This is a genomic window from Planktosalinus lacus, from assembly GCF_014640155.1.
GTDB classification, from domain to species: Bacteria; Bacteroidota; Bacteroidia; order Flavobacteriales; family Flavobacteriaceae; genus Planktosalinus; species Planktosalinus lacus.
In genome coordinates, this window is sequence record NZ_BMGK01000004.1 from 115,231 (window position 1) to 140,393 (window position 25,163).

The following is a 25,163-nucleotide window of genomic DNA, read 5'->3' on the forward strand; positions in this document are numbered from 1 at the left end:
TTTAGTTCTTTAATAACTTTTCTACTTCGTCTGCAATGGCAGCTGTTGCTTTGGGTTTGCCAAACTTTTGAATGTTCTGAGCCAGTTGTTGTCGTTTTTCGACAGAATTAATCAAGGTTCTGAATTCACTTTCAAAATGAATGTCAAGGTCTTTTTCCTCAATGAGGATGGCCCCATTTTCGGAGGCAATCGCCAGTGCGTTTTTCTTTTGATGGTCTTCTGCAACATTAGGCGACGGAATAAAAATCACCGGTTTACCCACCAGACAAAGCTCAGACACCGACAGTGCTCCAGCTCTTGAGATCACAACATCGGCCGCAGCATAGGCAAGATCCATAGTGTATAAGAAATCAACCACCTGTACACCCGGAGTTTGATTGTGTTTTTTATAGGTTTGATAATAATAGGCGCCCGTTTGCCAGAGTACCTGAACCTCACAAGTCTCAAAAAACGGCAAGGAATGTTCAATCAGCTGATTGATGGTTCTTGCACCCAGGCTTCCACCCAACACCAGAAGGGTTTGCTTATTTTCATCCAGTTGAAAGTGCTTTAAGCCAGCAGCTCTTTTGGAAGAAACCTCTATGATGTCTTGTCTAACAGGATTTCCGGTAAAGACGATTTTTTCTTTTGGAAAGAATTTCTCCATTCCGGCATAGGCCACACAAATGGTTTTTGCTTTTTTAGCCAGCCATTTATTGGCAATCCCGGCAAACGAGTTTTGCTCCTGAATCAAACAGGGAATGCCTTTGGAGGAAGCCACCCGCAATAGTGGTGCACTGGCAAACCCCCCCGTCCCGATGACGACATCGGGTTGAAAGTCTTTGAGTATTTTTCGCGAACGCGACAAACTGTATATCAATTTGAAAGGGAAACTCAGGTTCTTAAAGGTCAGTCTGCGTTGGATTCCCGAAATCCATAATCCTTCAATTTCATAGCCGGCTTTGGGAACTTTTTGCATCTCCATACGGTCCTGAGCACCAACAAACAAAAAGCGGGCTTGGGGAAACCTCGCCTTTAGTTCGTTAGCAATTGCTATCGCCGGATAGATATGTCCTCCGGTTCCACCTCCTGACACTATGAATTTATACTGCTTCACTTAATATATCTAATGGATTTTCTTCGTCTGTTTCTTTTTTAACTTCTACTCGTTTGGCACTTACACTTAAAATAATTCCTAAAGACAGGCAAGTCATCCAAATGGAAGTTCCTCCACTGCTTATGAGCGGCAAGGTTTGCCCGGTAACCGGAAACAATTCAACCGCTACTGCCATATTGATAAACGCCTGAAATATGATTGGAATGCCCACAGCAATCACTACCAGCTTACTGAAACGCGAGCTTGCCTTTCCTGCTACTATGAGTATACGAAAGAGCAGCCACACATATAAAAACATCAATAAAATGGCGCCGATCAACCCAAACTCTTCAATGATGATGGCAAAAATAAAATCGGATGAGGACTGGGGTAAAAAGTTCTTTTGTACGCTTTTTCCCGGTCCTAAACCTGCAACCCCTCCTGTTGCGATGGCTATTTTGGCTTTTTCTATTTGATAGCCTTCTTCGGCATCTTTGGAATCTGTAAAACTTTCAACCCGGCTGATCCATGTATCCACCCTGTTGGGAAATACTCCCGGAAACGCTTTTGCCGTAAGGACAAAAAGCGATAGCATCACGACTCCTACACCTAAAATCGCCGCCAAATAACGGAACGGATAGCCTCCCATAAACACCAGCAACACGACCATAGAAAACAAAATTGCTGCAGTTGAGAAGTTCGCCGGAAGGATGAGTCCCACAACCAAAAAGACAGGTGCCCACAAAGGCAGAATGCTTTCTTTAAATGAAATTGTTTTATCCTTAATTTTAGTGAGATAGGTAGCTACATATACCATCAAAACCACCATCGCTAAAGAGGAGGTTTGAAAGGTAAACCCAACCAACGGTATTTGTATCCACCTGCTGGCATTGGCACCGTCAATGGTGGTGCCCTGTGAAAGTGTGTAAACCAGCAATGCAAATACTATAGGCATTCCGATTATTGAAAAGGCCCTGAAGTAATTGTAAGGTATTCTGTGAACTGCATACAAAATCACAAAACCCAGCACTAAGTGCATGCCGTGTTTTAATAAATAGCCCAATGTATTTCCATTGCCATACAAATAAGCCAGGTTACTACTCGAACTGTAAACAGGCAAAAATGAGAGTAATGCCAACAAAGCAGCGATCGCCCAAATGGCTTTATCTCCTTTTATATGTTGCAAATACTGCTTCATTTTTTTAGTTGCTTTTTACAGGTTTCTAACAGCGTCTTTAAATTGACGACCACGATCTTCATAGTTTTCAAACAAATCAAAACTGGCACAGGCAGGTGACAACAAAACGGTATCGCCTTTATCAGCCAGTCTGTAGGCTATTTGTACTGCGTCTTTCATTGATTCAGTTTGAGTCATAATTGGCACAACATTTCCAAAAGTGTTGATGATTTTTTCATTGTCAAGACCCAGACAGACAATGGCTTTTACTTTTTCATTTACCAGTGGTAACAATTCTTCATAGTTATTGCCTTTATCTACTCCGCCAACAATCCACACCGTGGGGCTGCTCATACTGTCCAACGCATAAAAAGTTGCATTGACATTGGTAGCTTTTGAATCGTTTATATAGGTGACATTTTGTATCTTCAATACAGTCTCCAAACGATGTTCTACACTTTGAAAGTTGGTTAAACTCTCTCTGATTGTTGCTTTTCTGATACTTAACAGCTTTGCAACTGTAGATGCTGCCATGGCATTCTTAAGATTGTGGTTTCCTTGTAATTCTAAACTTTTTGTGGGCATTTCTATGGTTTTATTTTTTATTGTTAATGTTATTTTATCATTGTTTATACTTGCTCCCTGAGCTACCTTTTTGGTTATTGAAAAGGGCATTTTTTGAGATTGTACTGCATTGTGTTGCATCCAGTTTTCAATTACCGGGTCGTCGGCATCATATACAAAATAGTCGGCCTCTGTTTGGTTCATCACGATTCTGAATTTTGAGTTGATGTAATTCTCAAACTTATACTCATACCGGTCCAGATGATCTTCAGTGATGTTTGTCAATATCGCTATGTGGGGCCTGAAGTTCACAATTCCATCCAGTTGAAAACTACTCAGTTCAAGCACATAAAAGTCATTCTTCCCTTCTGCTACCTGAGCAGCAAAGCTTTGACCGATATTGCCTGCCAAACCAACATTGAGTCCACCCTGTTTAAGGATGTGATGTGTTAAACTCGCTGTAGTGGTTTTGCCGTTGCTGCCGGTAATTCCAACAATTATAGCGTCAGTGAATTGAGCTGCAAATTCAATTTCAGAAATCACCGGTATGCCTTTATGGTTGAGCTCCTTAACAATTGGAACTGTATCCGGTATACCCGGGCTTTTCATCACGACATCTGCAGTCATGATTACCGCCTTGGAATGCTTTTCTTCCTCCCACTCAATCTCATTATGTATAAGAACTTCCTTGTATTTTGGTTTTATTTTTTGTTTATCAGAAACAAAAACGTGGTATCCTTTTTGTTTCCCTAAAAGTGCGGTTCCCACCCCACTCTCTCCTGCACCTAAAACCACCAAGCGTTTCATTATCTTACCTTTAAAGTAACGATGGCTAAAACCGCAAGGATAATTCCCACGATTAAAAACCTTGTTACTATTTTACTTTCGTGAAATCCTCTAATTTGGTAGTGATGGTGAATGGGTGACATTCTAAATATGCGTCTCCCTTCACCAAACTTCTTTTTGGTATACTTAAACCAACTCACCTGTAACATGACCGAAAGGGTTTCAATAAAAAAGATACCACACAAAATAGGGATAAGCAGTTCCTTTCTTACTGCAATGGCAATTACCGCAATGATTCCACCAATAGTTAAACTACCGGTATCACCCATAAAGACCTGCGCCGGATATGCATTGTACCAAAGAAATCCGATGAGCGCCCCAACAAAAGCCATGATAAAAATGGTCATTTCGCCTGTTCTTGGTATGTACATGATGTTGAGGTAATCTGAAAAAATCACGTTGCCAGACACCCAGGCAAAAATGCCCAATGCGATGACGATGATAGCAGATGTACCCGCTGCCAGACCATCAATACCATCTGTAAGATTGGCTCCGTTTGAAACGGCCGTTACTATAAAAATCACGATGGGGATAAATAAAATCCAGGCATATTTCCCATACCCCTGACCCATCCAGGTAATCAAGGCTGAGTAATCAAACTCATTGTTTTTCATAAATGGAATGGTGGTTACCAGTCCCTTGGTTTCTTTATTGGCGATTTGTTGCTCGCTCAACTCCACAATCTGATGTGTTTCAGGCTTTACATTCTCATCCAGTTTTACAGTAATTTGTGGATGAAAGTACATCGTTGCTCCAATGATGATTCCTAAAACTACCTGACCAAAAACCTTGAACTTTCCGGGGAGGCCTTGTTTATTTTTCTTAAAGGTTTTGATGTAATCATCTATAAAACCAATGATCCCCATCCAGATGGTAGTAAAAATGAGCATGATTACATAAATATTGTCAAGCTTGGCAAAAAGAAACACAGGAATTAATGTTGCTAAAATGATAATCAATCCACCCATAGTGGGTGTACCTGCTTTTTCGTTTTGACCTTCAAGCCCCAGGTCTCTGACTGTTTCACCTATTTGTTTTTTGCGCAGATAATTGATGATTTTTTTACCAAATACAATGGCGATGAACAATGAAAAGATAATGGCCATAGCCGAGCGAAAGGAAATAAACTGAAACAGCCCTGTTCCCGGGATGTTAAAATTGGCGTCTAAGTATTCAAATAAGTAGTACAGCATATTATTTGTTTAATTCTTTTAAGTAGCTGTTTACAATTTTAAAATCATCAAAATCAAAGCGCTCTCCTTTGATTTCCTGATAGGTTTCGTGTCCTTTACCGGCAATAAGAATGATGTCATTCTCCGTTGCAAGCTGGCAGGCTGTTTTGATTGCTTGCTTTCTATTTGTGATTGCAATGGTTTTTTTGAAGTTCTGAGGCTCTACTCCATTTTCGATGTCTTTTATGATCGCATCAGGGTCTTCATTGCGCGGATTGTCACTGGTAAAGATGACTTTATCACTCAATGCAGAGGCGATGTGCCCCATTTTAGGTCTTTTACTTGAATCCCGGTTACCACCACATCCCACAACAGTGATGAGTGTTTCATTCCCTGTGCGAATGCTGTTGATGGTTTCCAGCACATTTTTCAGTGCATCAGGGGTGTGTGCATAGTCAACGATGGCCGTAATTTTTGATTTTGAAATCTGATATTGAAAGCGCCCACTCACACTATCAAGTTCACTGATGAGTCTGAGAATTTCAAGCTCTTCAAGACCACAAATTGTGGCCACTCCATAAATAGCCAAAAGATTGTAAGCGTTAAAATCGCCAATGAGCTTAGACCAAACTTCGTTGGAATTTATTTTTAACAACAAGCCGCTAAATTGATTTTCAAGCACCTGCGCTTTAAAGTCCGCCTGGGTTTTCAGGGCATAGGTATATTTTTGAGCTTTGGTGTTTTGCAGCATCACCAAACCGTTTTTATCGTCTTCATTTACCAATGCAAAAGCTGATTTGGGTAATTTGTCAAAAAAAACTTTTTTAACATCGCGATAGGCCACAAATGTTTTGTGATAGTCTAAATGATCTTGCGTAAGGTTTGTAAATACACCTCCGGCAAATTGTAGCCCTTCGGTGCGTTTTTGATGAATTCCGTGAGAGCTTACTTCCATGAAACAGTACTCAACACCCTCAATTATCATTTTATTAAGATAGGAATTGAGTGTAAGTGAATCAGGAGTGGTGTGTGTTGACTGAAACTCCTCTTCCTGAATCATTATTTTTACAGTTGAAATCAATCCAACTTTAAATCCGGCATTTTTAAACAATTGAAACAATAAAGTCGCAATGGTAGTTTTTCCGTTAGTGCCGGTGACTCCTATTAGTTTTAAATCTTTTGAAGGGTTCCCAAAATAGGAGGCCGCCATGATTGCTAGTGCTCTTTTAGAGTCGTCAACCTGAACATAAGTAATACCGTTCACAATCTGTTCTGGCAGTACTTCACAAATGATGGCCAATGCTCCTTTATCTATCGCTTTTTGGATGTATTGATGTCCATCCATCTCAGTTCCGGTTATAGCGACAAAGCAATCGTTAAAGTCAACATTCCTCGAATCAAATTTTAGCTGAGAAATAACCACATCAGTGCTACCAACAACTGCGTTTAAGGTGACCGTATATAATAAATCTCTTAGATTCATGAAGAAAGTTCTAATGTTATTTGTTTCCCTTTAATAAGTTTTTCCCCTTCGGGCAATGATTGTGCTTTTACTTTTCCGTTTCCAGACACTTTTACCTTCAGGCCTAAATTTTCCAATAAGGAAACTGCGTCCATACCTGACATTCCCTTTACATTTGGGATAGCAGCATAATTTTTTTGTGCTAATTCATAATACTCCTGAAAGTCATTTTCAATGGAAGCCTGCAACACTTCCAGGTTTTCAATAACATCGGAGGTTGGAGAATCGATGTAAATTTTTTGTGCAATACTTTTAAAAACGGGCCCTGCCACATCTGCACCATAATAACCGGTGCTCACTTTGGGCTTATGAATGATCACGATGCAAGAATATTTTGGGTTTTCCGCGGGAAAATAACCTGCAAACGATGATATGTACCTTCTGTTTGATGCAAAGTCTTTCATCCAGTATTCTGTTTGTGCGGTTCCTGTTTTACCGGCCATTGAAAAATCGGGTGAGTAAAGAGAACGACCTGTACCCTTTTCAACTACATTTTTCAGTACATCCTGTACTTTTTGGATGGTTTGCAATGAAGCTATCTGTGGGTTTATGACTTCTACTCCAAAGGTTTCAATTTCCTTATTCCATGCTTTTACCTGACGGATGAAACGAGGCTTTACCATCACTCCGTCGTTTGCAATTGCGTTATAAAAAGTTAGTGTTTGCAGAGGCGTTAAGGAAACCCCATAGCCATAAGACATTGATGGCAAAGCATTTTTACTCCAACCGCTTTTATCGGATGGATGGGGGATTTTAGGTTTTCCTTCACCTATAATGGGAAGGTCTAACTGTTTGTCCAGATTCATACGCTGAAGAATCTCAACAAACCGAGCAGGTTTGTCTTTGTAGTTTTCTTCGATAGCCTTGGCAATTCCTATGTTTGAAGAAACTTCCATGACCCTTCCCATGGATATTTTTCCATAACCTCCCTTTCGGGAATCAGACACTTTTTTGCCATAAAAATAATGCGTTCCATTACCGGTGTCTACTACTGTGCTAGTGTCTATTACCTTGTCTTCCAAAGCAGCCATAAAGGCCATCACCTTGAAGGTAGAACCGGGTTCATGGGACTCCCCAATAGCATAGTTGAGTTTTTCGTAATAAGTACCTTGCTTGGTTCTGCCTAAATTTGAAACAGCTTTAATTTCGCCGGTTTTGGTTTCCATCACGATAACTGTTCCGTGTTCAGCTTCATAAAGTTCCAGTTGTCTTAACAACGCGTGATGTGCAATATCCTGAATATTGATATTGATGGTAGAAATCACATCATAACCATCGCGGGGTTCAATTTCATTTTCGTCATATATGGGTTTCCACTGGCCTTTTGCGATGCGTTGTTTGAGGCGCCTTCCGTCACGTCCCCTTAGATATTCACCATAAGCACCTTCAAGGCCTACCCTCACATAATGCCCATCTGCATCTTTGCGTTCATAGCCTACCATACGTTCTGCAATTTTCCCAATGGGATGCTCACGAACAGTGCTTTGTTCTGTAATCATACCGCCTTTGTAAGGACCCAGGTTGAAAAGGGGAAACTTTTTTACTTCTAGGTAATCTGAATAGCTTATTTTTCGCTCAAGAAGTAAATAACGATTTTTAGTTGCTCTTGCATTTCGCAATAGCGATTCATAGTGAGCAACCGTCTTATTAAACTTTTTTGAAAGTGCCTGAGAAAGTGGAATGATGTTTTTTTCAAAATTTTCAGCACTCACTGTTACTGCATCAAAACGAATGTCATATTTAGGCACTGATATTGCCAGCAAACTTCCATCATCCGCATAAACATTTCCCCGGTTTGAAGGAATTACAAAGTTTTTTGTCGTATTGACCTTTGCCAATTCTTTGTATTTTTCACCTTCAACAAACTGAATGTTGGTGATTTTAACCAAAATAGCCAGGACAAAGAGAAACAAACATCCCGCAATGATGTAAAGCCGGTGCAATATGTTTTTATCTTCAAATGCCATTATTCTGGTGTTTTTGACTTAATTACAATCTTATAGGGTGGATTTTCGGAGGGTTTGAGGCCTTTTTTTATCAGCTGGTTCACTACTTTACTTTCCATTTTAACTTTCATTAAATTAGAGCGTACAGCACTAAACTCGCTACGTAATTCTTTAACATCGTTGTTGATTTGTGCGATTCTATGAACTTTTTTATCAGCGCTGTGTGCACTGGAAATCATTATCAAAGCAAGCAATGACAGGAAGATGATAAACTTCCAGTTTTTGAAAGCGTCTTCGTTTATTAAAAACTTTCCTTTTAATATGTCAATAATGCTCTTTCTCACTTTTGAAAATTATATTCGTTCAGCAATGCGAAGTTTTGCACTTCGTGCTCTGTTGTTTTGCTCAATTTCTTCCTCACCTGGAATGATGAGTTTGCCAATTTTTTTAAAAGGCACTTCTACATGACCAAACACATCTTTCTCGGGTTCCCCTTCAAAAAGACCGTTTCTGATGAAACGTTTCACCAAGCGGTCTTCCAGCGAGTGGTATGAAATAAGACTCAACCTTCCTCCTGTGGGAAGCAAATCGACTGTTTGCAACAAAAACTCCTTAAGCGCTTGGATCTCCTGATTTACCTCAATGCGAATTGCTTGAAATAGTTGCGCCAGTATTTTATTTTCTTTGTGTTTGGGTAAAAACCTACCCAATGCACTTTTCAATTCTTCACTCGTTTTTATGGGTTGCTTCATTCTGTTTTCAACAATCATTCGTGCCATTCCGGCAGCCGATTTCAACTCACCATATTGAAATAGCACATTTCTCAAATCCTTTTCGTTGTATTCATTTACAATGTGAAAAGCAGAAACAGCATTACCTTGATTCATTCTCATATCGAGATTGGCTTCAAAACGGGTTGAAAACCCACGTTCAGCCACATCAAATTGATGTGAAGACACCCCAAAATCACCTAATATGCCATCTACTTTTGAAACTCCATGCAATCTTAGAAATCGTTTAATGTGCCTAAAGTTTTGATGAATGAGCAGAAATCTGTCATCATTGATTGTATTCTCCAGCGCATCTACATCCTGATCAAAAGCATACAATTTGCCTTTATCATCCAGTTGTGATAAAATCTTTTTTGAGTGTCCTCCCCCTCCAAAAGTTACATCCACATAAATCCCGTTGGGCTTAATTTGCAAGCCTTTTACAGATTCTTTTAATAAAACAGGGTTATGATAACTCATGGTCTTCATCAAATTTGTCGCCCATTACTTCTTCAGCCAAGTCTGCAAAATCGGTCGCAGCATCATCAATGGCTTTTTCGTACTTGTTTTTATCCCAAATTTCAACAATGTTAATCGCCGATGATAAAACCAGTTCTTTGTTGATTGAAGCAAAGCCAATCAAATCTTTTGGAATCAACAGCCTTCCTGAAGTATCCAATTCAATCACTTTCACTCCGGCTGTAAAACGTCTTACAAAATCGTTGTTCTTTCGATTAAAGCGATTCAGCTTATTTATTTTGAGCATTAATTGCTCCCACTCAGCCATTGGATACAACTCCAAACAAGGCTGGAAAACTGCGCGTTTTAATACAAATCCTTGTTCAAGCATCGGAGCCAGTTGCTTTTGTAAAGCCGAAGGCAATAGCACACGCCCTTTGGCGTCTGCTTTACACTCGTATGTTCCGATGAGATTGCGCATAAATCGTTAGTTTAGACTTTACAATTTCAAATATATTTATTTTTTCCCACTTTTTACCACTTTTTACCACTTTGTTGATAAATTTCAGCTTAAACTAAGCGATTAACCTTTAAATACTTAGCTTGACCACTATTCTGAAAAGCGTGAATTGTGAATAACTTAGAAAAGAGGAATGTTCAAAAAACAGAAAAACCAACTGTGAAATAGTGTAGAAATGAAAAATAATTTATAACATTGAAATAACTATATTTGTCAATGTAAATAGGATTGAATTGTATGATTAAAAATTTGAAACAAGAGGGTAAGTTCAATTATTTTGAAGTCGGTAAAGGAAAACCGATTATTATTTTACACGGCCTAATGGGCGGTTTAAGTAATTTTGATACTGTTACCACCTACTTTTCAGAGAAAGGATATCATGTAATCCTTCCTGAACTCCCAATTTACACTTTACCTTTATTAAAAACCAATGTCAAAAACATTGCAACCTACGTAAGGGATTTCATTGTCCATAAAAATTTAGGGAAAGTGATTTTATTAGGAAACTCACTTGGAGGTCACATAGCTTTGTTGTGTGCAAAATTATATCCTGAACACATTGAAGCCCTTGTTATTACTGGCAGTTCAGGCTTATATGAAAGTGCTATGGGCGAAAGCTATCCCAAAAGGGGCGACTATGAATACATCAAGCAAAAAGCTGAAAATGTTTTTTATGACCCCGCTGTTGCTACTAAAGAAATTGTTGATGAAGTTTATGAAACCGTCAACGATCGCAACAAACTTATCAGAACGTTGGCCATTGCAAAAAGCGCCATTAGACATAATATGGCTAAAGACTTGCCCAATATGAACCACCCCACTTGTATTATTTGGGGAAAAAATGACAATGTAACACCACCCGATGTTGCCGAAGAATTCCATCAACTTTTACCTGACTCAGACTTGTACTGGATTGAAAAATGTGGTCATGCTGCTATGATGGAACACCCTAAGGACTTTAACATTCACCTGGACCACTGGCTTACAAAACGCGGAATATAACTAAACATGCAAATAAAATCTGCTGAATTTATAATGAGCAACAGTGATGTTGCCAAATGCCCTGCTACCCGCATCCCTGAATATGCTTTTATTGGCCGTTCTAATGTTGGTAAATCATCCTTAATCAATATGTTGATGCAGCGTAAGAATCTCGCTAAAACATCAGGGAGACCCGGGAAAACACAGTTAATCAATCATTTTTTGATTAATAAAAACTGGCATTTGGTAGATTTACCCGGTTATGGATATGCGCGTGTTTCTAAAAGCAGTAAAAAAGTATTCCAAAAATTCATTACAGATTATTTTCTTAAAAGGGAACAATTAGTTTGTGCGTTTGTATTGATAGATTGCCGTCACGAACCGCAACCTATTGATTTACAATTTATGGAATGGCTGGGTGAACAACAGGTGCCGTTTTCAATTATTTTTACCAAAGCAGATAAACTCAAGCCGAAAGCATTGGAAAGAAACGTAGACACCTACAAATCCAAACTTTTAGAAAGCTGGGAAGAGCTTCCAAATTATTTCATCACCTCTTCATCAAACTCAACCGGCAGGGAAGAAGTGCTGCAGTATATAGACGAAATCAATGCTGGATTTAACTATTCTTAAGTGTTTTTCCCCGTTCCTGAATTAACTGAATCAATTCCTTTACTTCAGCAATGTTGTTGAGCTCTTCTGGAGTTGCAAACACTTCGAGATTTTCAAAGTTTTCAATCAAAACTACTGGAAAAGTGTATTTTGCGCCGAATTTTGAAGCATACTTTTTTTGAAATTCATTTTTGTGAAGAAAGACCATTTCAAAAGTACTTTCACTCCTAAATTTTTTCCATTGCTTATTCTCAGAAAAAGCATCAAAAGTTAATGTACATAAACTGCATTGATATGTTTTTGGACTGGAGACTTTATGAACAGTATCCAATAGAGCATTTACCTTACCGGAATTTGCATTGTAAATAAAAATGAGTTTTGACATGATTTGGGATATATTTAATTTAGTGGTTGCTTCTTTAAAAAAACTAGCGTTTTAGTTCAAGTTTTTCTGCAAAATATTCAGTGAAATCGCGCATCGTGGCACTCATTTTCTCATCGTTAGTTGCGCGTTCAAAGGTGTCTGCCATAGCACTCAATGTTTGGTGGAAAAATAGTTTCATTTCATCCATTGGCATGTCTTTAGTCCACAAATCAATGCGTAAAGACTCTTTGCTTTTACTATCCCAAACAGATAGCATCAACGCTTTGGTTTCTTCGTTTTGGACTCCACCATCTGCTGCAGTCCAATGTAATTTTTCAGGAATTTTATTTTCGTCTAGTGTTACATCAATTTCAATAGTTGACTTATGGGTTTTTTTTGCCATTATTTTCTAGGTTTAAATTTTGATTGTTTAAATAATGTTTCTGCAGGTGTTTGAAGTAGGGTTTTTAAATCGGTATTATTATTTTCAGCATATGCTTTTACCATTTGCCATCCAATATACTGTCCTAATCTTGAGGGCGATTCATTATCAAGCTCCAAATAAAATTTTGAAAAGGGTCCCGGCAATATAAATCGTGAAGCAAGTTTTGGATCAGTACTGAACAATAACTCACGTTCTATAAAATAACGCCAGATTTCAGTTTCATTTTCACTAGCCCACTTCAATTCTTCTTTTGTATATCCCATGACTTCTTTTGCTTCATAATTGGGCAAAAGCTGTTCCTTTAAGTAAATAATTTTTCCGGCATATACCATTTGGTCGAGAAATGTTCTGTTTGTGGGTGGAGCAATGTATTTATGTGCGATAGCCTCTGTTATTTCAGGAATCAACTGTTCAGGACGAAGGTTTTTAGAAATATACCTATTTAATTCTTCATAAAAAGGATGGTCACTCCCCAGAAAATTATCCAAGCCCACTAAAAGCAAACTATCAGCATAAATTACTTTGTTCCTGTAATCAACATCAGAGATTAATGTGATAGTTTTAGGCTCGTTAAAATCTGAAAAGTAAAACTTTAAATGCTTAAAAAGCAACTCTAAATCAGCTTCATATGGTGAGAAATCAGCAAATTTAAGATTCACTTCTGTTTCCAATTGTTGTTGAAGGGTGTCCTCTAATTTCTGAACCCAAATACTATCGTGAAAATGTTCAGGAAATAAATAAGGGTATGATTTTTTTAAACTTTGAAGGTCTTCAATTGTGGCCTTTGCAAATTGCTCATCAAACCTATCAATTTCAACGGTTACCGGCATATCTAAGATAGCATCGTTAATTTTTTTCTCATCAGAGCAAGAATACAAAATTCCAAAAACCAAGAAAATTAAACCAATATACTTCATAATTAAAATGCTGTTAATGCTTTTGTTATTTTAACGATACTATGCCATATAAATTTTATATTTAGGCCTGCAAAATAAAGTTGCAAAGGTACCATTAACAAATATACCAACGATACTATGCAAACGGAAAATGTTGTTAAACATATTGTAAATTGGCTGAAAGAGTATGCTACTTCATCAAAAATGGATGGTTTTGTAGTAGGAATTAGCGGCGGAATTGATTCAGCTGTTACATCTGCTCTTTGCGCAAAGACAGGAATGAGAACACTTTGTGTAGAAATGCCCATACAACAATCAATGAATCAGGTGAACAGAGGCAAGGAACATATTGAAAAATTGCAAAAAAAACACGCGAACGTAAGCTCGATTGAAGTTAATTTAACGCCCGTTTTTGAAACCTTCAAAACTCAAATTCCTACAAATAAAATGAGCCCCCTTTTAAATTTAACCTTGGCCAACACGAGGGCGCGATTACGGATGACAACCTTGTATTATTTCGCAGGGCTTCATCGTTATTTAGTTGTAGGAACCGGAAATAAAGTTGAAGATTTTGGAGTTGGTTTTTTTACAAAATATGGTGACGGAGGTGTTGACATTAGCCCTATTGCAGATTTAATGAAAAGCGAAGTCTTTCAACTGGGCTCCCATTTAAATATTTCAGAATCAATTTTGAAGGCAAAACCCACTGACGGTCTTTTTGGTGATGACCGTAGCGATGAAGATCAGCTGGGAGCCAGCTATGACGAACTTGAATGGGCCATGAAAATGGATCAAAAAGGAAGTGAAATTTCAAATTTTTCAGGTAGGGAACAATTGGTTTTTTCCATATATAAAAACCTAAATTCAGCTAATCAACACAAAATGAATCCCATACCGGTTTGCAAAATCCCTCTGAATTTCAAAAAGTAACTGCATTTTAACGATTTTTAGCGAACTTCAACGAAAAGTGCATTTACAAACACTCTATTTTTATACATTTGTTTTGTAGTAAAATATTTACAAAAATTTAAATGTTTCCTACAAAGAACAAACTGAATAGATTGCTAACAATTTTGTCAACCTCACAATTATGACTTCAATAATAATAGCAGACCATCACCCAATGATGCGCAAAGGAATTTCCTGCCTACTTAAAAAAAATGCCAATTATACCATTATAGACAAAGTTAACAACGGAGAGGAAATGTTTAAATCTCTTCGCAAACAACTTCCAGACGTTTTAGTAATGGAAATTGATATGCCACAGGTAAATGGCATTACTGTTTTAAGAACAATAAAAGCAGAATTCCCTGAACTAAAAATCTTAATTTATTCTTGTCATCCTGAAGAAATATATGCCCTGCGTTCTATTAAATCAGGCGCTTCAGCTTATGTTTCTAAAACCGCATCTACAAAATTATTTACCAAAGCATTAAAGAAAGTTTCCAAAGGTGGCGTTTATTTAAACGACGATCTAACAACGACTTTCACCAGCAGAAATGTGGGGGAAAGCAGTGTATTAAGCAGGTATAAAAAATTATCTTCCCGTGAAATTGAAGTGCTTAATTTACTTTCTAATGGCAAAAGAAACAAAGACATTGCTAACGCTCTTGAAATTAACGAAAAAACAGTAAGTACCTATAAAACCCGCTTACTTAAAAAACTTAAAGTGGACAATCTGGCCGATTTGATTCACCAATCAAGAATGTTTCAATTCAGCTGAAGAGTAGATTGCTCGTTTTTAAAACGAACAAAAAAAATTAAAGCACTGTTTCAATAAAACAGTGCTTTTTTTATTCAAACCTTCTCACAACTGTCTCCAATTTTCTGGAAAGTGTGACTTCAAGTCTTTTATACTCCTGTATAGTTTGTAGTAAATCATATTTGTCTTCCTCCTCCTTGTGATTTATTTCTTCGGCAAGACTGTTTATTTGTTTGGCAATCAATAACTTTCTGAGATGTAATGTAGTCTCTTTTAGCAACTGTGTGATAGATTGCTTTTTCTCTTTAACATAAATATCTTTTCGTTCCCAGTCATGCAATTGATATTTTTCTTCATCCATGAAAATGTCAGTGATTATTTTTGCCTTTTCAAATTCAAGTTGAGCAATAAAAGTTTCGGTTTGGAGTGGTTTTTCCTGTTGATAATTATCAATTATTGTATTGAACAAATCCTGAAAAACCGGATTTGTGAATTCCATTTCGTCTTCTTGAATATCGAGAAATACTTTTTGAAAAACCTTTAACTCTTTCTTTTCTTTTATGTTTCTAATTTGCCCCTCTTCATCAGCCTCCATAATTTCATCTTCAAAAGTCACTATTTCGTTACCGTAAAGAAGTAACAATTCAAGAATTTTTAATTCCAACTGAAATTTAACGTCAATTTTTTCGGCAGGTTTATTTTCTTTATTTATAACCTCAAAAGGTTTTTCAGTGGGTTTTGACTGTTGTTTAGAGTGCTCTTTTTTATTTTTTAAAAAGATTTGTGCCAGGCTGTTAAATAGCACTTCTTCAGAAATATCCATAATACGCGAACACTCCTTTACATATATTTCCCGTTTGATGACATCGGGAATTTTTGAAATACTGGTCACCATATCCCGGATTGTATCTGCTTTTTTAATCGGGTCATTTTTGGTGTCTTTCACCAGAGTAGAAGCCTTAAAGTTAATAAAATCCTGTGCATTTTCTTCCAGATAAATTGTGAGCTCTTCTAAGGAGTTTTTTCTGGCAAAACTGTCAGGGTCCTCCCCTTCCGGGAACGTACAAATCTTTACATTCATTCCTTGCTCCAATATCAAATCAACACCGCGCAATGACGCTCTCAAACCCGCTGCATCTCCATCAAACAAAAGTGTGATGTTTTGGGTCAACCGGTTTATAAGTCTTATTTGCTCTTCAGTGAGTGCCGTTCCAGATGAGGACACCACATTGTGAATACCGGTTTGGTGAAACTGAATCACATCTGTATAACCTTCCACCAGATAACAATTATCTTCTTTGGCAATAGATTGTTTAGCGTGAAAAATACCATAAAGCACTTTGCTTTTATGATATATATCACTTTCGGGGGAGTTGAGGTATTTTGCAGCTTTTTTGTCGTTTGTTAAAATGCGACCTCCAAACCCAAGGGTTCTACCGCTCATACTCAAAATGGGAAATATCACCCGCCCTTTAAAACGGTCAAATTGTTTTTCTTCCTTGACAATTGTAAGTCCGGTTTTTTCAAGATATTCCAGTTTATAGCCTTTCCTAAGTGCCTCTGAGGTGAATGCATCCCAACTGTCAAATGAGTATCCCAGTTGAAATTTTTTGATGGTTACCTCACTAAACCCACGTTCCTTAAAATAAGACAAACCGATGGCTTTTCCCTGATCTGTTTTTAACAAGTTGTGGTGAAAAATATCTTTGGCAAACTCACTCACCAGATACATGCTTTCACGCTCGTTGGCTTGTTCTTTTTCTTCGTCTGTTTTTTGAGTTTCTTCTATTTCAATGCCATATTTCTTGGCCAGGTATTTAATGGCTTCAGGATAAGTAAAATGCTCGTGCTCCATTAAAAAAGCAACCACATTTCCTCCTTTTCCGCTAGAGAAATCTTTCCAGATTTGCTTCACAGGAGAAACCATAAAACTGGGAGTGCGTTCATCAGAAAAGGGACTGAGTCCTTTGAAATTACTTCCTGCTTTTTTGAGCTGAACAAAATCACCGATAACCTCCTCTACACGAGCCGTTTCAAATACTTGATCGATGGTTGATTTTGAAATCATTTGAAGAAAATATTGAAGTGTAAATGTAATTAATTAAAAACTGACTGTAAAGCCTGAAACTTAAAATTCAATAGAAATAACAATTAATATATCAGATTATTTTTTGCGGTCAATTACATAATTGACCATCAGGATGAGAGATTCTTTGAAGGGTGAGTGAGGATAAGAATTTAGAATTTCAAGCGCTTCTTGTTGAAACGATTTCATTTTTTCAACAGCATAATCAAGCCCACCGGAAGTTTTTACAAACGCAATCACTTCTTTAACTCTTTTTGAGTCTTTATTTTTGTTTTTAACAGAGTTGATTAGCCACTTTTTATCATGATCACTACAATTATTCAAGGTGTAAATAAGTGGTAATGTCATTTTTTGTTCTTTGATATCGATACCGGTTGGTTTTCCAATTTTTTCACTTCCATAATCAAATAAGTCATCTTTTATTTGGAATGCCATTCCTATCAATTCTCCAAATTTTCGCATATGCTCCACCTCCTCTTTAGGTGCATTAACAGATTGAGCACCCATGGCACAGCAGGCAGCAATAAGAGTTGCCGTTTTTTGGCGAATAATTTCATAATAAATTTCTTCTGTAATGTCTAGCTTTCTGGCTTTCTCAATTTGAAGCAGCTCCCCCTCACTCATTTCCCTTACAGCAACCGAAATAATTTTCAACAAATCAAAATCTTCATTATCTATTGACAGTAAGAGGCCTTTTGATAGCAAATAATCTCCTACCAATACGGCAATTTTATTTTTCCAAAGCGCATTGATAGAAAAGAAACCGCGCCGGCGGTTACTATCGTCCACAACATCGTCATGCACAAGCGTGGCTGTGTGAATTAACTCAATTACTGATGCTCCTCTGTAAGTGCGCTCATCAATTTTACCATTATTGACCATCTTTGCAATCAAAAACACAAACATGGGTCGCATTTGCTTCCCCTTTCTGTTAACGATATAGTGAGTTATTCGATTTAATAAAGCAACCTGTGAAGACATAGAAGCATAGAACTTTTTTTCAAAAAGTTCCATTTCTTCGACGATGGGCTGTTTTATTTGGGAAACAATTTTCATTTAGGCTCAAAGGTAAATAAAAAATGAAGCATATTTTTAAGTTAAATTATTTTTGTAACCAGTAGAAATATTTAGTATATTTACGAAATTAATTAAACTTAAAAAGCACACTTATGAAAAAAATTACACTTTTAATGGCAGCTTTCTTTATGGCTGTTGGAATGAACGCTCAAATCTTTTCTGATGATTTTGAGTTGGATACAGACGGATCCACATCGTTTTTTAACTGGAGTAACATTGACGATGATGGTGATGGTATGTTTTGGCAAGTAGCAAATATTGTTGATGCCGGATGGACATCTCTTTTTGAAGGTAACGTGGCCGACTCAGATTCTTGGGATTCAAATGGCGCATATACTCCAGACAACTATTTAATTTCAGTAGACCCAATTACACTTGGAACTAGCTCAACACTAGAGTTTCTAATGGGAAGCTATCAAACAAATGGAACTTTCTTAGGTGACAGATTATCTGTTTATCTTTCTGAAACTACTGATGTTGGACAAATTTCCAACCTTACTCCTGTTTTTGACGGAACTGTAGGAGATGTTTGTACTTGTGATAGTGAAGCTAATAATGCAGCACCTGTTTCTGTTGATGTTTCTGATTATGATGGGCAAACAGTTTATTTAGTTTTCAGACATCACGATACTTTTGATGAAAACTCAGTTCTTATAGACAATGTTGTATTGGATGGAAACCTAAGTACTTCAGAGGTTGAAATCAGTGGTTTTAACTACTACTACAGCCCTCAATCTAAAAACTTAACTATTAACGCTACTGATTCTTTTAGCAGTATTAATATTTTTAATGTATTAGGTCAAAAAGTGGTAGATCAAAATCTTTCTTCTACAACTGAAGTAATCAATTTAGCATCATTGAAAAATGGTGTTTATATTGCTACCGCAGTATCAAACGGAAAAACAGCTACTTTTAAATTGATAAAAAGATAATAAATACCAAATTTAAAATTTTAAGGCTTCCAGAAATGGAAGCCTTTTTTATTGTTTATTGGCCAATTGACCACAAGCTGCATCAATATCTTTACCACGACTTCTTCTTACTGTCACAGGAATATGATTGTATTCTAGCGTAGCTATATATTGTTCTAAAGCACTGTTGCTAGCCTGTTGAAAAGCGTCTTCTCCTATGGGGTTGTATTCAATCAGGTTTACTTTACAAGGCACATAGCTACAAAATTTTACGAGGGCATCAATATCCTCTCGTTTATCATTGATATCTTTCCAAACCACATATTCATAAGAAATTTTACTTTTTGTTTTGGAATACCAATAGACTAATGACTCTTTTAAATCTTCAAGCGTAAAGCTTTTGGCAAAAGGCATAATACTTTCACGCGTTTGCTGAATGGCACTGTGAAGTGAAACTGCCAATTTAAATTTCACATCGTCATCTGCTAATTTTTTAATCATTTTAGGAACCCCACTGGTAGAAAGCGTTATCCTTTTTGGTGACATTCCCAATCCTTCGGGAGAGGTAATTTTTTCAATAGATTGCAGCACATTTTTATAATTCATCAAGGGCTCTCCCATCCCCATAAAAACAATATTAGAAAGCGGTCTGTCAAAATACAAACGGCTTTCCCTGTCTATAGCAACCACCTGATCATATATTTCATCCGGATTTAAATTGCGCATGCGTTTGAGTTTAGCAGTTGCACAAAAGTTACAATCTAAACTACAGCCCACCTGAGATGATACACAAGCAGTAGTGCGGGATGAGGTCGGAATTAATACTGATTCAACCACTAAATTATCGTGTAATTTAACAGCATTTTTAATGGTTCCGTCTGAACTCTTCTGAATTTGATCTACCTCAATATGATTAATTACAAAATTTTCCTCAAGATGTTTTCTGGTTTCTTTTGACAAATTGGTCATTTCATCAAAGGTATGAGCTCCTTTGTTCCATAGCCATTCATACACTTGATTACCTCTGAAAGCTTGTTCCTCAATACTTTCAAAAAAATCCCTCAGTGCTTCTTTTGATAAGGCTCTAATATCTTTCTTTTGATCTTTCATTTTGCAAAAATACCATATTTGAAAGAGAATGCATTTATATATGTAAATTCAATTTATATTTTTTTTATTTATATTTATGTAGTTTTTCAGTTAATATGAAAGTTTTTACTCAATATATTAAGATTTCATCTACTTTATACTCATTTTATTGGGTTTTTATTTTTGTATTTACATTTCCTGTAAACAGTCAAAACACAAATGAAATTAAAGGGGTTATTATTGGAAACCAAATTTGGAGTAATGGAAATTTAAGCTCTATTACTTTTAAAAATGGCGATCCAATTCCACAAGCCAAAACACGTGAAGAATGGATAGAAGCTGGTATAAATTGCACACCTGCTTGGAGTTATTACGAAAATCAAAGTAAAATAGCTGAGAAAAGCGGTGTTTTATACAATTGGTTTGCAGTGACTGACCCCAGAGGACTTGCCCCTTCAGGTTGGAAAATCCCAACAAAAGAGGATTTTAACATTCTACAGGCATTTTTAGGAGGTAAAGACATTGCAGGTAAAAAAATAAAAGCTAGCTCTCTTTGGTTTAGGAATGGACATGGTGACAATTCCTCAGGTTTTAATGCCATTGGAGGTGGGAATAGAGACTTTGAGGGTTATTTTTTTTATATAGGAAGAGTTGCTTCATGGTGGACATCTACTGAATATGACACTTATAATGCTTGGTATTTTTATACAGATTATGGTTCTGATGCATTAAAAGACTTTGGTGGTGGTAAAATGATGGGGATGTCTGTAAGATGTATTAAGGAGTAGTTACTTTTTTACTATGATTTTTTTCACAAGTGAGCTTCCGGTAACGGCATCTTCAATTCTTAAAAAATAGACTCCTTCAGATAATTCATTTACCGAAATGCTATTCTCAGAAAAAGGTAAATTACCTGCTTTGATTTGCTGTCCGGTTACTGAGTAAAATTCGTACTTCAACTGAGAAGAATTGTTATTTGATATTGTAATTATAGAACTTGCAGGATTAGGATAAATTGAAACATCTCCTAAAAATTGAAAGTCGGGTGTATTTAAAATATCAGTAGTCATCACACCAGAACCGGAAGGATCTAACCAATCTGACAATCTGGTGCTACTCGAAGATCCGAAGCCCCAAGAAGTATCCATTCTCCCGTAAAAATCAGGTTGCCCATTATTGTTTGTTCCTGAACAAGCTGCAGCACCTCCGGCTAATTGACCAACAATACGTCCATTTTGATCAAACAATGCAGACCCCGAAGAACCTTGTTCAGTTACTCCTAGATCCCAGGCATTGACTCGCCAAACATTTGTATTAGGTATTTCAAAGTTAATTGCTGTTCTCAATGGAGGCTGATTATCACGACATACTTTCATAATATCCCCGGCAGGGTGGTGTATTCCAACAGTAAAATCGGGTATATCTGTTGAGCTTCTATTCCATCCGGCCCATACCAAATTCCAAGCGGCTGGCAAATCTGCATCGACATTTACCAACATAAAATCTGATTTTTGATTTTCTGCAAGAATCGTTGCTCCACTAGCAGTTTGATTGAAGCTACCATTACCGCTATTAGCAGTAGTTCCACAGGAAGGATTAGAGCTCACCCAGTTAAACTGAAAAGCCCACGTACCTGGATTACCATTGTTACAATGACTGGCGGTAAGAAAATATGGAGCATTGTCGTTATTGGTATTATTAATTAAGGTACCTGAACAAACAGAGCCGCCCAGTAAAAACAAACCAACTGAACGTTTTAAAACTTCTTTTATCTCATCAAAATCTGCACCTACAGTACAATCCACATCCAAGTTACATGGCCCAGAATCATTCAATCCTTTGTTTTGAACATTATTGGCAACAGAACGATATCCATGAACTACTTTATTTAATTTAAGACTGCCATTCCCTCTTTGTGAGCGAGGTTCATAATATTCAAGCCACACACTGTCACCATCCACAAACCAGGTGCCTAATTGTCTATCTTCACGATTTTGAGAGGATGTATAGGCTCCCAGCAAATCAGAACGATCATCACTGTACAAGTATAAACTTGAACCGGAGGGTAGGTAAAAATCTTCAAAAACGAAATTCAACGTTATTGCATCATGAGAAACCACATTCAATCTCCAAATTCGATCTCCATTTTCTAATACATCCCAAGAGCCGGAATTTTGTGTATCCAATGTTACTTCAAGCTCTACACCAAATCTCCAGGGAATATCTTTTCGGTTTTCATTTCTCAAATCCTCCTCTTGTAAAGCTTGCAAATCTATTCCAGGCATCACCACCGGGTTTACTTCAGACAACCCATCAATTTTCCAACTAACAGGAGAACCCTGATTGGTTACTTGAGCAATGATACTTGTAGCAAATAAAAGAAAAGACAGTAACGTAATTTTTTTCATAACAAAGATAAATACTGCTACTAAAATAAGGGATTTAATTGAAAGTACAATCATAAACTAAAAAATCCTCAACAAAATAAATTTATTGAGGATTGATTATTAATATTTTACTTAATGTTACAATATTAACATAGCATCACCATAAGAATAAAAACGGTACTTCTCTTTTATGGCTTCTGCATAGGCTTTTTTAATAAAGTCATGACCTGCAAAGGCAGAAACCATCATCAATAAAGTTGATTTTGGTGTATGAAAATTCGTAATCATACAATTTGCAATACTAAATTCATAGGGTGGAAAAATAAATTTATTCGTCCATCCTATGTAGGGGTTGAGTGCTCCCTGTGATGAAACAGTACTTTCTATAGAACGCATTACTGTAGTTCCCACAGCACAGATTTTTCGCCTTTTAGCTTTACCTTCGTTTACGATTTTGGCACTGTGTTCATCAACTTCAAATTCCTCAGAATCCATTTTGTGTTTTGAAAGGTCTTCAACTTCAACCGGACTGAACGTTCCTAAACCAACATGAAGAGTAACTTCTGCAAAATTGATGCCTTTGATTTCAAGACGCTTTAATAAATGTTTTGAAAAATGCAAGCCTGCCGTGGGTGCTGCAACTGCACCTTCTTTCTTGGCATAAATGGTTTGGTAACGTTCTGCGTCTTCCGGTTCTACTTCTCTGGAGATATATTTTGGCAACGGCGTTTCACCCAACTCATTTAATTTTTTCCTGAATTCTTCATAGGTTCCGTCAAACAGAAACCGCAGTGTTCTTCCTCTGGAAGTTGTATTGTCAATCACTTCGGCCACTAGGGTTTCATCTTCTCCAAAATACAACTTGTTCCCAATTCTAATTTTTCTTGCAGGGTCTACCAGCACATCCCAAAGGCGTGTTTCCGCATTGAGTTCGCGCAATAGAAATACTTCAATTTTAGCTCCGGTTTTTTCCTTATTTCCAAACAATCTTGCGGGAAAAACTTTGGTGTTATTCAATATGAGTACATCATCTTCATCGAAATAATCAATCAAATCTTTGAACATTTTGTGCTCAATAGTTTGAGTCTTTCGGTCTAAAACCATTAAGCGGGATTCATCTCGGTTTAAAGGGGGGTACTCTGCCAGCAGCTCGCTTGGCAAATTGAAATCAAAGTGTGAAAGCTTCATAGAGTGTTTGTTAAAGTTTGATTTTTTCGAAGCTGCAAATATACAACCTCAAGACAGGCGATGTCAAGTAAAATGAGGTTTATTATTTTAAATAGTTTAGTTATTGCTTAATAACTTGAAAAGCTGATGCCAATTTTAGACAAATAATCCCAAAACAATGGGCAGGATTTTTTAACAACTTCTGCTTCTTTAATTTTAATAGGAAACAAAAGTGCCAATGGGGAAAATGCCATAGCCATACGATGATCATTATAGGTGGCAATCTCTGGAGTCTGGTTTTGAAATCGTAAAGGTTTACCTAATGAACGCATCGAAATGCTATCTGCACTCACTATTACTTTTGCTCCCAACTTGCTGAGCTCGGTTTCAAGGGCTTCAAGTCGGTCAGTTTCTTTTATTTTTAAAGTCTGTAAACCATTGAAATGAAAAGGAATTTGCAAGCCAAAACAGCAAACTGCCAATGTTTGAGCTAAATCAGGTGAATTGTTAAGATCAAGGATTAATTCTTTAATCACTGCTGAACGTGTTTTAGTCAAAAGTATCGTTCCTTTAGAGAATGTGGTTTCAACTCCCAATTGTTCAAAAAGGGAGGCAGTTATATTATCGCCCTGCAAACTATCCTGTTGAAAATTATTTAAAATTAATGTAGTTCCCACTGGAGAGAGTGCTGTAAAAGAGTAAAAATAGGATGCAGTAGACCAGTCAGATTCTACTTTAAATTGCTTTATTTCTGGTTCTCCTTGAAAGGGTTTTACCAAAATATTGTTGCCTGAAAATAAAACACTTATACCCATTTGGGTTAAAAGATTGATGGTCATTTCAAGATAAGGCAGTGATGTTTTATTTCCGGAAAGGGTTATTTCTAATCCATTTTCAAGCGAAGGTGCAATCAAAAGAAGCGCTGAAATAAACTGACTGCTCACTCCTGAATTGATGGAAAGCTTGTTTTTCTTTATTTTTTTTCCAACAATTTTTAATGGCGGAAACCCTTCATTTTCCAGATAAGAGATAGATGCACCCAGTTCTTGCAAAGCCAAAACCAAAACCCCAATGGGACGTTCTTTCATTCTATTTGAACCTGTTAATACAACTTCCCTGTCTTCTTGAGATGCAAAAAATGCGGTTAAAAAACGCATTGCGGTTCCTGCGTGATGAACATCGATTGTTTGTGAACTAGAAGTGAGTGCTTGCTTTAGCAGTAAAGTATCTTCTGCATCAGAAAGGTTTTGAATAGTTAACTCTGTAAATTGTTGTTGTAATATCAACAAACGGTTGGAAATACTTTTTGAACCGGCAATTTGCAGATTGCTGTTGGGCAAAAGGGTCGACCGATTCAAAAGTAAATTCATTAGCTGGATTTATCAGGGTGGATGG

At 37.1% G+C, this 25,163-nt stretch carries 24 protein-coding genes; 6 read left to right on the plus strand and 18 right to left on the minus strand.

Annotation, left to right across the window (positions count from 1 at the left end; genetic code table 11):
- Position 1 precedes the first annotated feature (1 nt).
- The 9 genes from murG to mraZ are packed head-to-tail and all read right to left on the minus strand — an operon-like array spanning position 2 to position 10,012.
- Complete coding sequence (murG, locus tag IEV69_RS05845; RefSeq protein ID WP_188440442.1) at positions 2 to 1,096, minus strand: undecaprenyldiphospho-muramoylpentapeptide beta-N-acetylglucosaminyltransferase; 1,095 nt, start codon at positions 1,094 to 1,096, stop codon at positions 2 to 4.
- The gene (locus tag IEV69_RS05850; protein ID WP_188440444.1) at positions 1,083 to 2,273 is read right to left on the minus strand and encodes an FtsW/RodA/SpoVE family cell cycle protein; all 1,191 of its coding nucleotides are present in this window, start codon (positions 2,271 to 2,273) and stop codon (positions 1,083 to 1,085) included. Before IEV69_RS05850 ends, murG begins: the two co-directional genes overlap by 14 nt.
- Before the next feature lie 15 nt (positions 2,274 to 2,288).
- Positions 2,289 to 3,623, minus strand: a complete 1,335-nt coding sequence (gene murD, locus IEV69_RS05855) for a UDP-N-acetylmuramoyl-L-alanine--D-glutamate ligase (RefSeq protein ID WP_188440446.1) — start codon at positions 3,621 to 3,623, stop codon at positions 2,289 to 2,291.
- Positions 3,623 to 4,855: a phospho-N-acetylmuramoyl-pentapeptide-transferase gene (gene mraY, locus IEV69_RS05860; RefSeq protein WP_188440448.1), complete on the minus strand. Its 1,233-nt coding sequence runs from the start codon at positions 4,853 to 4,855 to the stop codon at positions 3,623 to 3,625. Before mraY ends, murD begins: the two co-directional genes overlap by 1 nt.
- 1 nt (position 4,856) lies before the next feature.
- A complete protein-coding gene (locus IEV69_RS05865) occupies positions 4,857 to 6,317 on the minus strand; it encodes a UDP-N-acetylmuramoyl-L-alanyl-D-glutamate--2,6-diaminopimelate ligase (RefSeq protein ID WP_188440450.1) in 1,461 nt (486 codons plus the stop codon).
- Positions 6,314 to 8,323 carry a PASTA domain-containing penicillin-binding protein gene (locus tag IEV69_RS05870; RefSeq protein ID WP_188440452.1) on the minus strand — a complete coding sequence of 670 codons (2,010 nt, stop codon included), beginning with the start codon at positions 8,321 to 8,323 and terminating at the stop codon, positions 6,314 to 6,316. Before IEV69_RS05870 ends, IEV69_RS05865 begins: the two co-directional genes overlap by 4 nt.
- Complete coding sequence (locus tag IEV69_RS05875) at positions 8,323 to 8,646, minus strand: FtsL-like putative cell division protein (RefSeq protein ID WP_188440454.1); 324 nt, start codon at positions 8,644 to 8,646, stop codon at positions 8,323 to 8,325. Before IEV69_RS05875 ends, IEV69_RS05870 begins: the two co-directional genes overlap by 1 nt.
- Positions 8,647 to 8,655: 9 nt before the next feature.
- Positions 8,656 to 9,552, minus strand: coding sequence for a 16S rRNA (cytosine(1402)-N(4))-methyltransferase RsmH (rsmH, locus tag IEV69_RS05880; RefSeq protein WP_188440456.1), 897 nt, complete (start codon positions 9,550 to 9,552; stop codon positions 8,656 to 8,658).
- Positions 9,539 to 10,012, minus strand: coding sequence for a division/cell wall cluster transcriptional repressor MraZ (mraZ, locus tag IEV69_RS05885; RefSeq protein WP_188440458.1), 474 nt, complete (start codon positions 10,010 to 10,012; stop codon positions 9,539 to 9,541). The genes rsmH and mraZ overlap by 14 nt, the downstream gene beginning before the upstream one ends.
- 276 nt (positions 10,013 to 10,288) lie before the next feature.
- Between mraZ and IEV69_RS05890 the strand changes: the two genes are divergently transcribed.
- Together IEV69_RS05890 and yihA are read left to right on the plus strand one after the other, a co-directional pair.
- Complete coding sequence (locus tag IEV69_RS05890; RefSeq protein ID WP_188440460.1) at positions 10,289 to 11,053, plus strand: alpha/beta fold hydrolase; 765 nt, start codon at positions 10,289 to 10,291, stop codon at positions 11,051 to 11,053.
- Between the two features lie 6 nt (positions 11,054 to 11,059).
- Positions 11,060 to 11,665: a ribosome biogenesis GTP-binding protein YihA/YsxC gene (gene yihA, locus IEV69_RS05895; protein ID WP_188440462.1), complete on the plus strand. Its 606-nt coding sequence runs from the start codon at positions 11,060 to 11,062 to the stop codon at positions 11,663 to 11,665.
- On the opposite strand, the gene IEV69_RS05900 is transcribed toward yihA, so the two are convergent.
- From IEV69_RS05900 to gldB, 3 genes are read right to left on the minus strand one after another with little or no spacing between them, the layout of a single operon-like run.
- Positions 11,652 to 12,029, minus strand: coding sequence for a GTPase (locus tag IEV69_RS05900; protein ID WP_188440464.1), 378 nt, complete (start codon positions 12,027 to 12,029; stop codon positions 11,652 to 11,654). The two genes, yihA and IEV69_RS05900, sit on opposite strands and share 14 nt — an antisense overlap.
- A gap of 43 nt (positions 12,030 to 12,072) precedes the next feature.
- Entirely contained in the window at positions 12,073 to 12,411 is a 339-nt protein-coding gene (gldC, locus tag IEV69_RS05905) for a gliding motility protein GldC (RefSeq protein ID WP_188440466.1), read from the minus strand.
- Positions 12,411 to 13,370 (minus strand): gliding motility lipoprotein GldB, encoded by a 960-nt coding sequence (gldB, locus tag IEV69_RS05910; protein ID WP_188440468.1) that lies wholly within the window; start codon positions 13,368 to 13,370, stop codon positions 12,411 to 12,413. Before gldB ends, gldC begins: the two co-directional genes overlap by 1 nt.
- A 117-nt stretch (positions 13,371 to 13,487) precedes the next feature.
- On the opposite strand from gldB, the gene nadE reads away from it, so the two are divergent.
- Together nadE and IEV69_RS05920 are read left to right on the plus strand one after the other, a co-directional pair.
- On the plus strand, positions 13,488 to 14,279 hold the full coding sequence (nadE, locus tag IEV69_RS05915) for an NAD(+) synthase (RefSeq protein ID WP_188440469.1): 792 nt from the start codon (positions 13,488 to 13,490) through the stop codon (positions 14,277 to 14,279).
- A 160-nt stretch (positions 14,280 to 14,439) separates the two neighbouring features.
- On the plus strand, positions 14,440 to 15,072 hold the full coding sequence (locus IEV69_RS05920; RefSeq protein ID WP_188440471.1) for a response regulator: 633 nt from the start codon (positions 14,440 to 14,442) through the stop codon (positions 15,070 to 15,072).
- A gap of 70 nt (positions 15,073 to 15,142) precedes the next feature.
- Here the strand turns inward: IEV69_RS05920 and dnaG are convergent, their stop codons facing one another.
- Together dnaG and IEV69_RS05930 are read right to left on the minus strand one after the other, a co-directional pair.
- The gene (dnaG, locus tag IEV69_RS05925; RefSeq protein WP_188440473.1) at positions 15,143 to 17,119 is read right to left on the minus strand and encodes a DNA primase; all 1,977 of its coding nucleotides are present in this window, start codon (positions 17,117 to 17,119) and stop codon (positions 15,143 to 15,145) included.
- A gap of 96 nt (positions 17,120 to 17,215) precedes the next feature.
- On the minus strand, positions 17,216 to 18,193 hold the full coding sequence (locus IEV69_RS05930; RefSeq protein WP_188440475.1) for a polyprenyl synthetase family protein: 978 nt from the start codon (positions 18,191 to 18,193) through the stop codon (positions 17,216 to 17,218).
- Between the two features lie 113 nt (positions 18,194 to 18,306).
- Here IEV69_RS05930 and IEV69_RS05935 point away from each other — a divergent pair, with 113 nt between their 5' ends.
- Positions 18,307 to 19,146 carry a T9SS-dependent choice-of-anchor J family protein gene (locus tag IEV69_RS05935; protein WP_188440477.1) on the plus strand — a complete coding sequence of 280 codons (840 nt, stop codon included), beginning with the start codon at positions 18,307 to 18,309 and terminating at the stop codon, positions 19,144 to 19,146.
- Between the two features lie 48 nt (positions 19,147 to 19,194).
- Here the strand turns inward: IEV69_RS05935 and rlmN are convergent, their stop codons facing one another.
- Positions 19,195 to 20,235, minus strand: coding sequence for a dual-specificity RNA methyltransferase RlmN (rlmN, locus tag IEV69_RS05940; protein ID WP_188440479.1), 1,041 nt, complete (start codon positions 20,233 to 20,235; stop codon positions 19,195 to 19,197).
- Positions 20,236 to 20,330: 95 nt separating this feature from the next.
- On the opposite strand from rlmN, the gene IEV69_RS05945 reads away from it, so the two are divergent.
- Entirely contained in the window at positions 20,331 to 21,002 is a 672-nt protein-coding gene (locus IEV69_RS05945) for a fibrobacter succinogenes major paralogous domain-containing protein (RefSeq protein ID WP_188440481.1), read from the plus strand.
- Here IEV69_RS05945 and IEV69_RS05950 read toward each other — a convergent pair whose 3' ends face one another.
- The 3 genes from IEV69_RS05950 to IEV69_RS05960 all read right to left on the minus strand — a co-directional run bounded on the left by IEV69_RS05950 (position 21,003) and on the right by IEV69_RS05960 (position 25,138).
- Positions 21,003 to 22,622, minus strand: coding sequence for a T9SS type A sorting domain-containing protein (locus tag IEV69_RS05950; protein WP_188440483.1), 1,620 nt, complete (start codon positions 22,620 to 22,622; stop codon positions 21,003 to 21,005).
- Positions 22,623 to 22,739: 117 nt separating this feature from the next.
- A complete protein-coding gene (queA, locus tag IEV69_RS05955) occupies positions 22,740 to 23,789 on the minus strand; it encodes a tRNA preQ1(34) S-adenosylmethionine ribosyltransferase-isomerase QueA (protein WP_188440485.1) in 1,050 nt (349 codons plus the stop codon).
- A 107-nt stretch (positions 23,790 to 23,896) separates the two neighbouring features.
- Positions 23,897 to 25,138, minus strand: a complete 1,242-nt coding sequence (locus IEV69_RS05960) for a 3-phosphoshikimate 1-carboxyvinyltransferase (protein ID WP_188440502.1) — start codon at positions 25,136 to 25,138, stop codon at positions 23,897 to 23,899.
- Positions 25,139 to 25,163 lie beyond the last annotated feature (25 nt).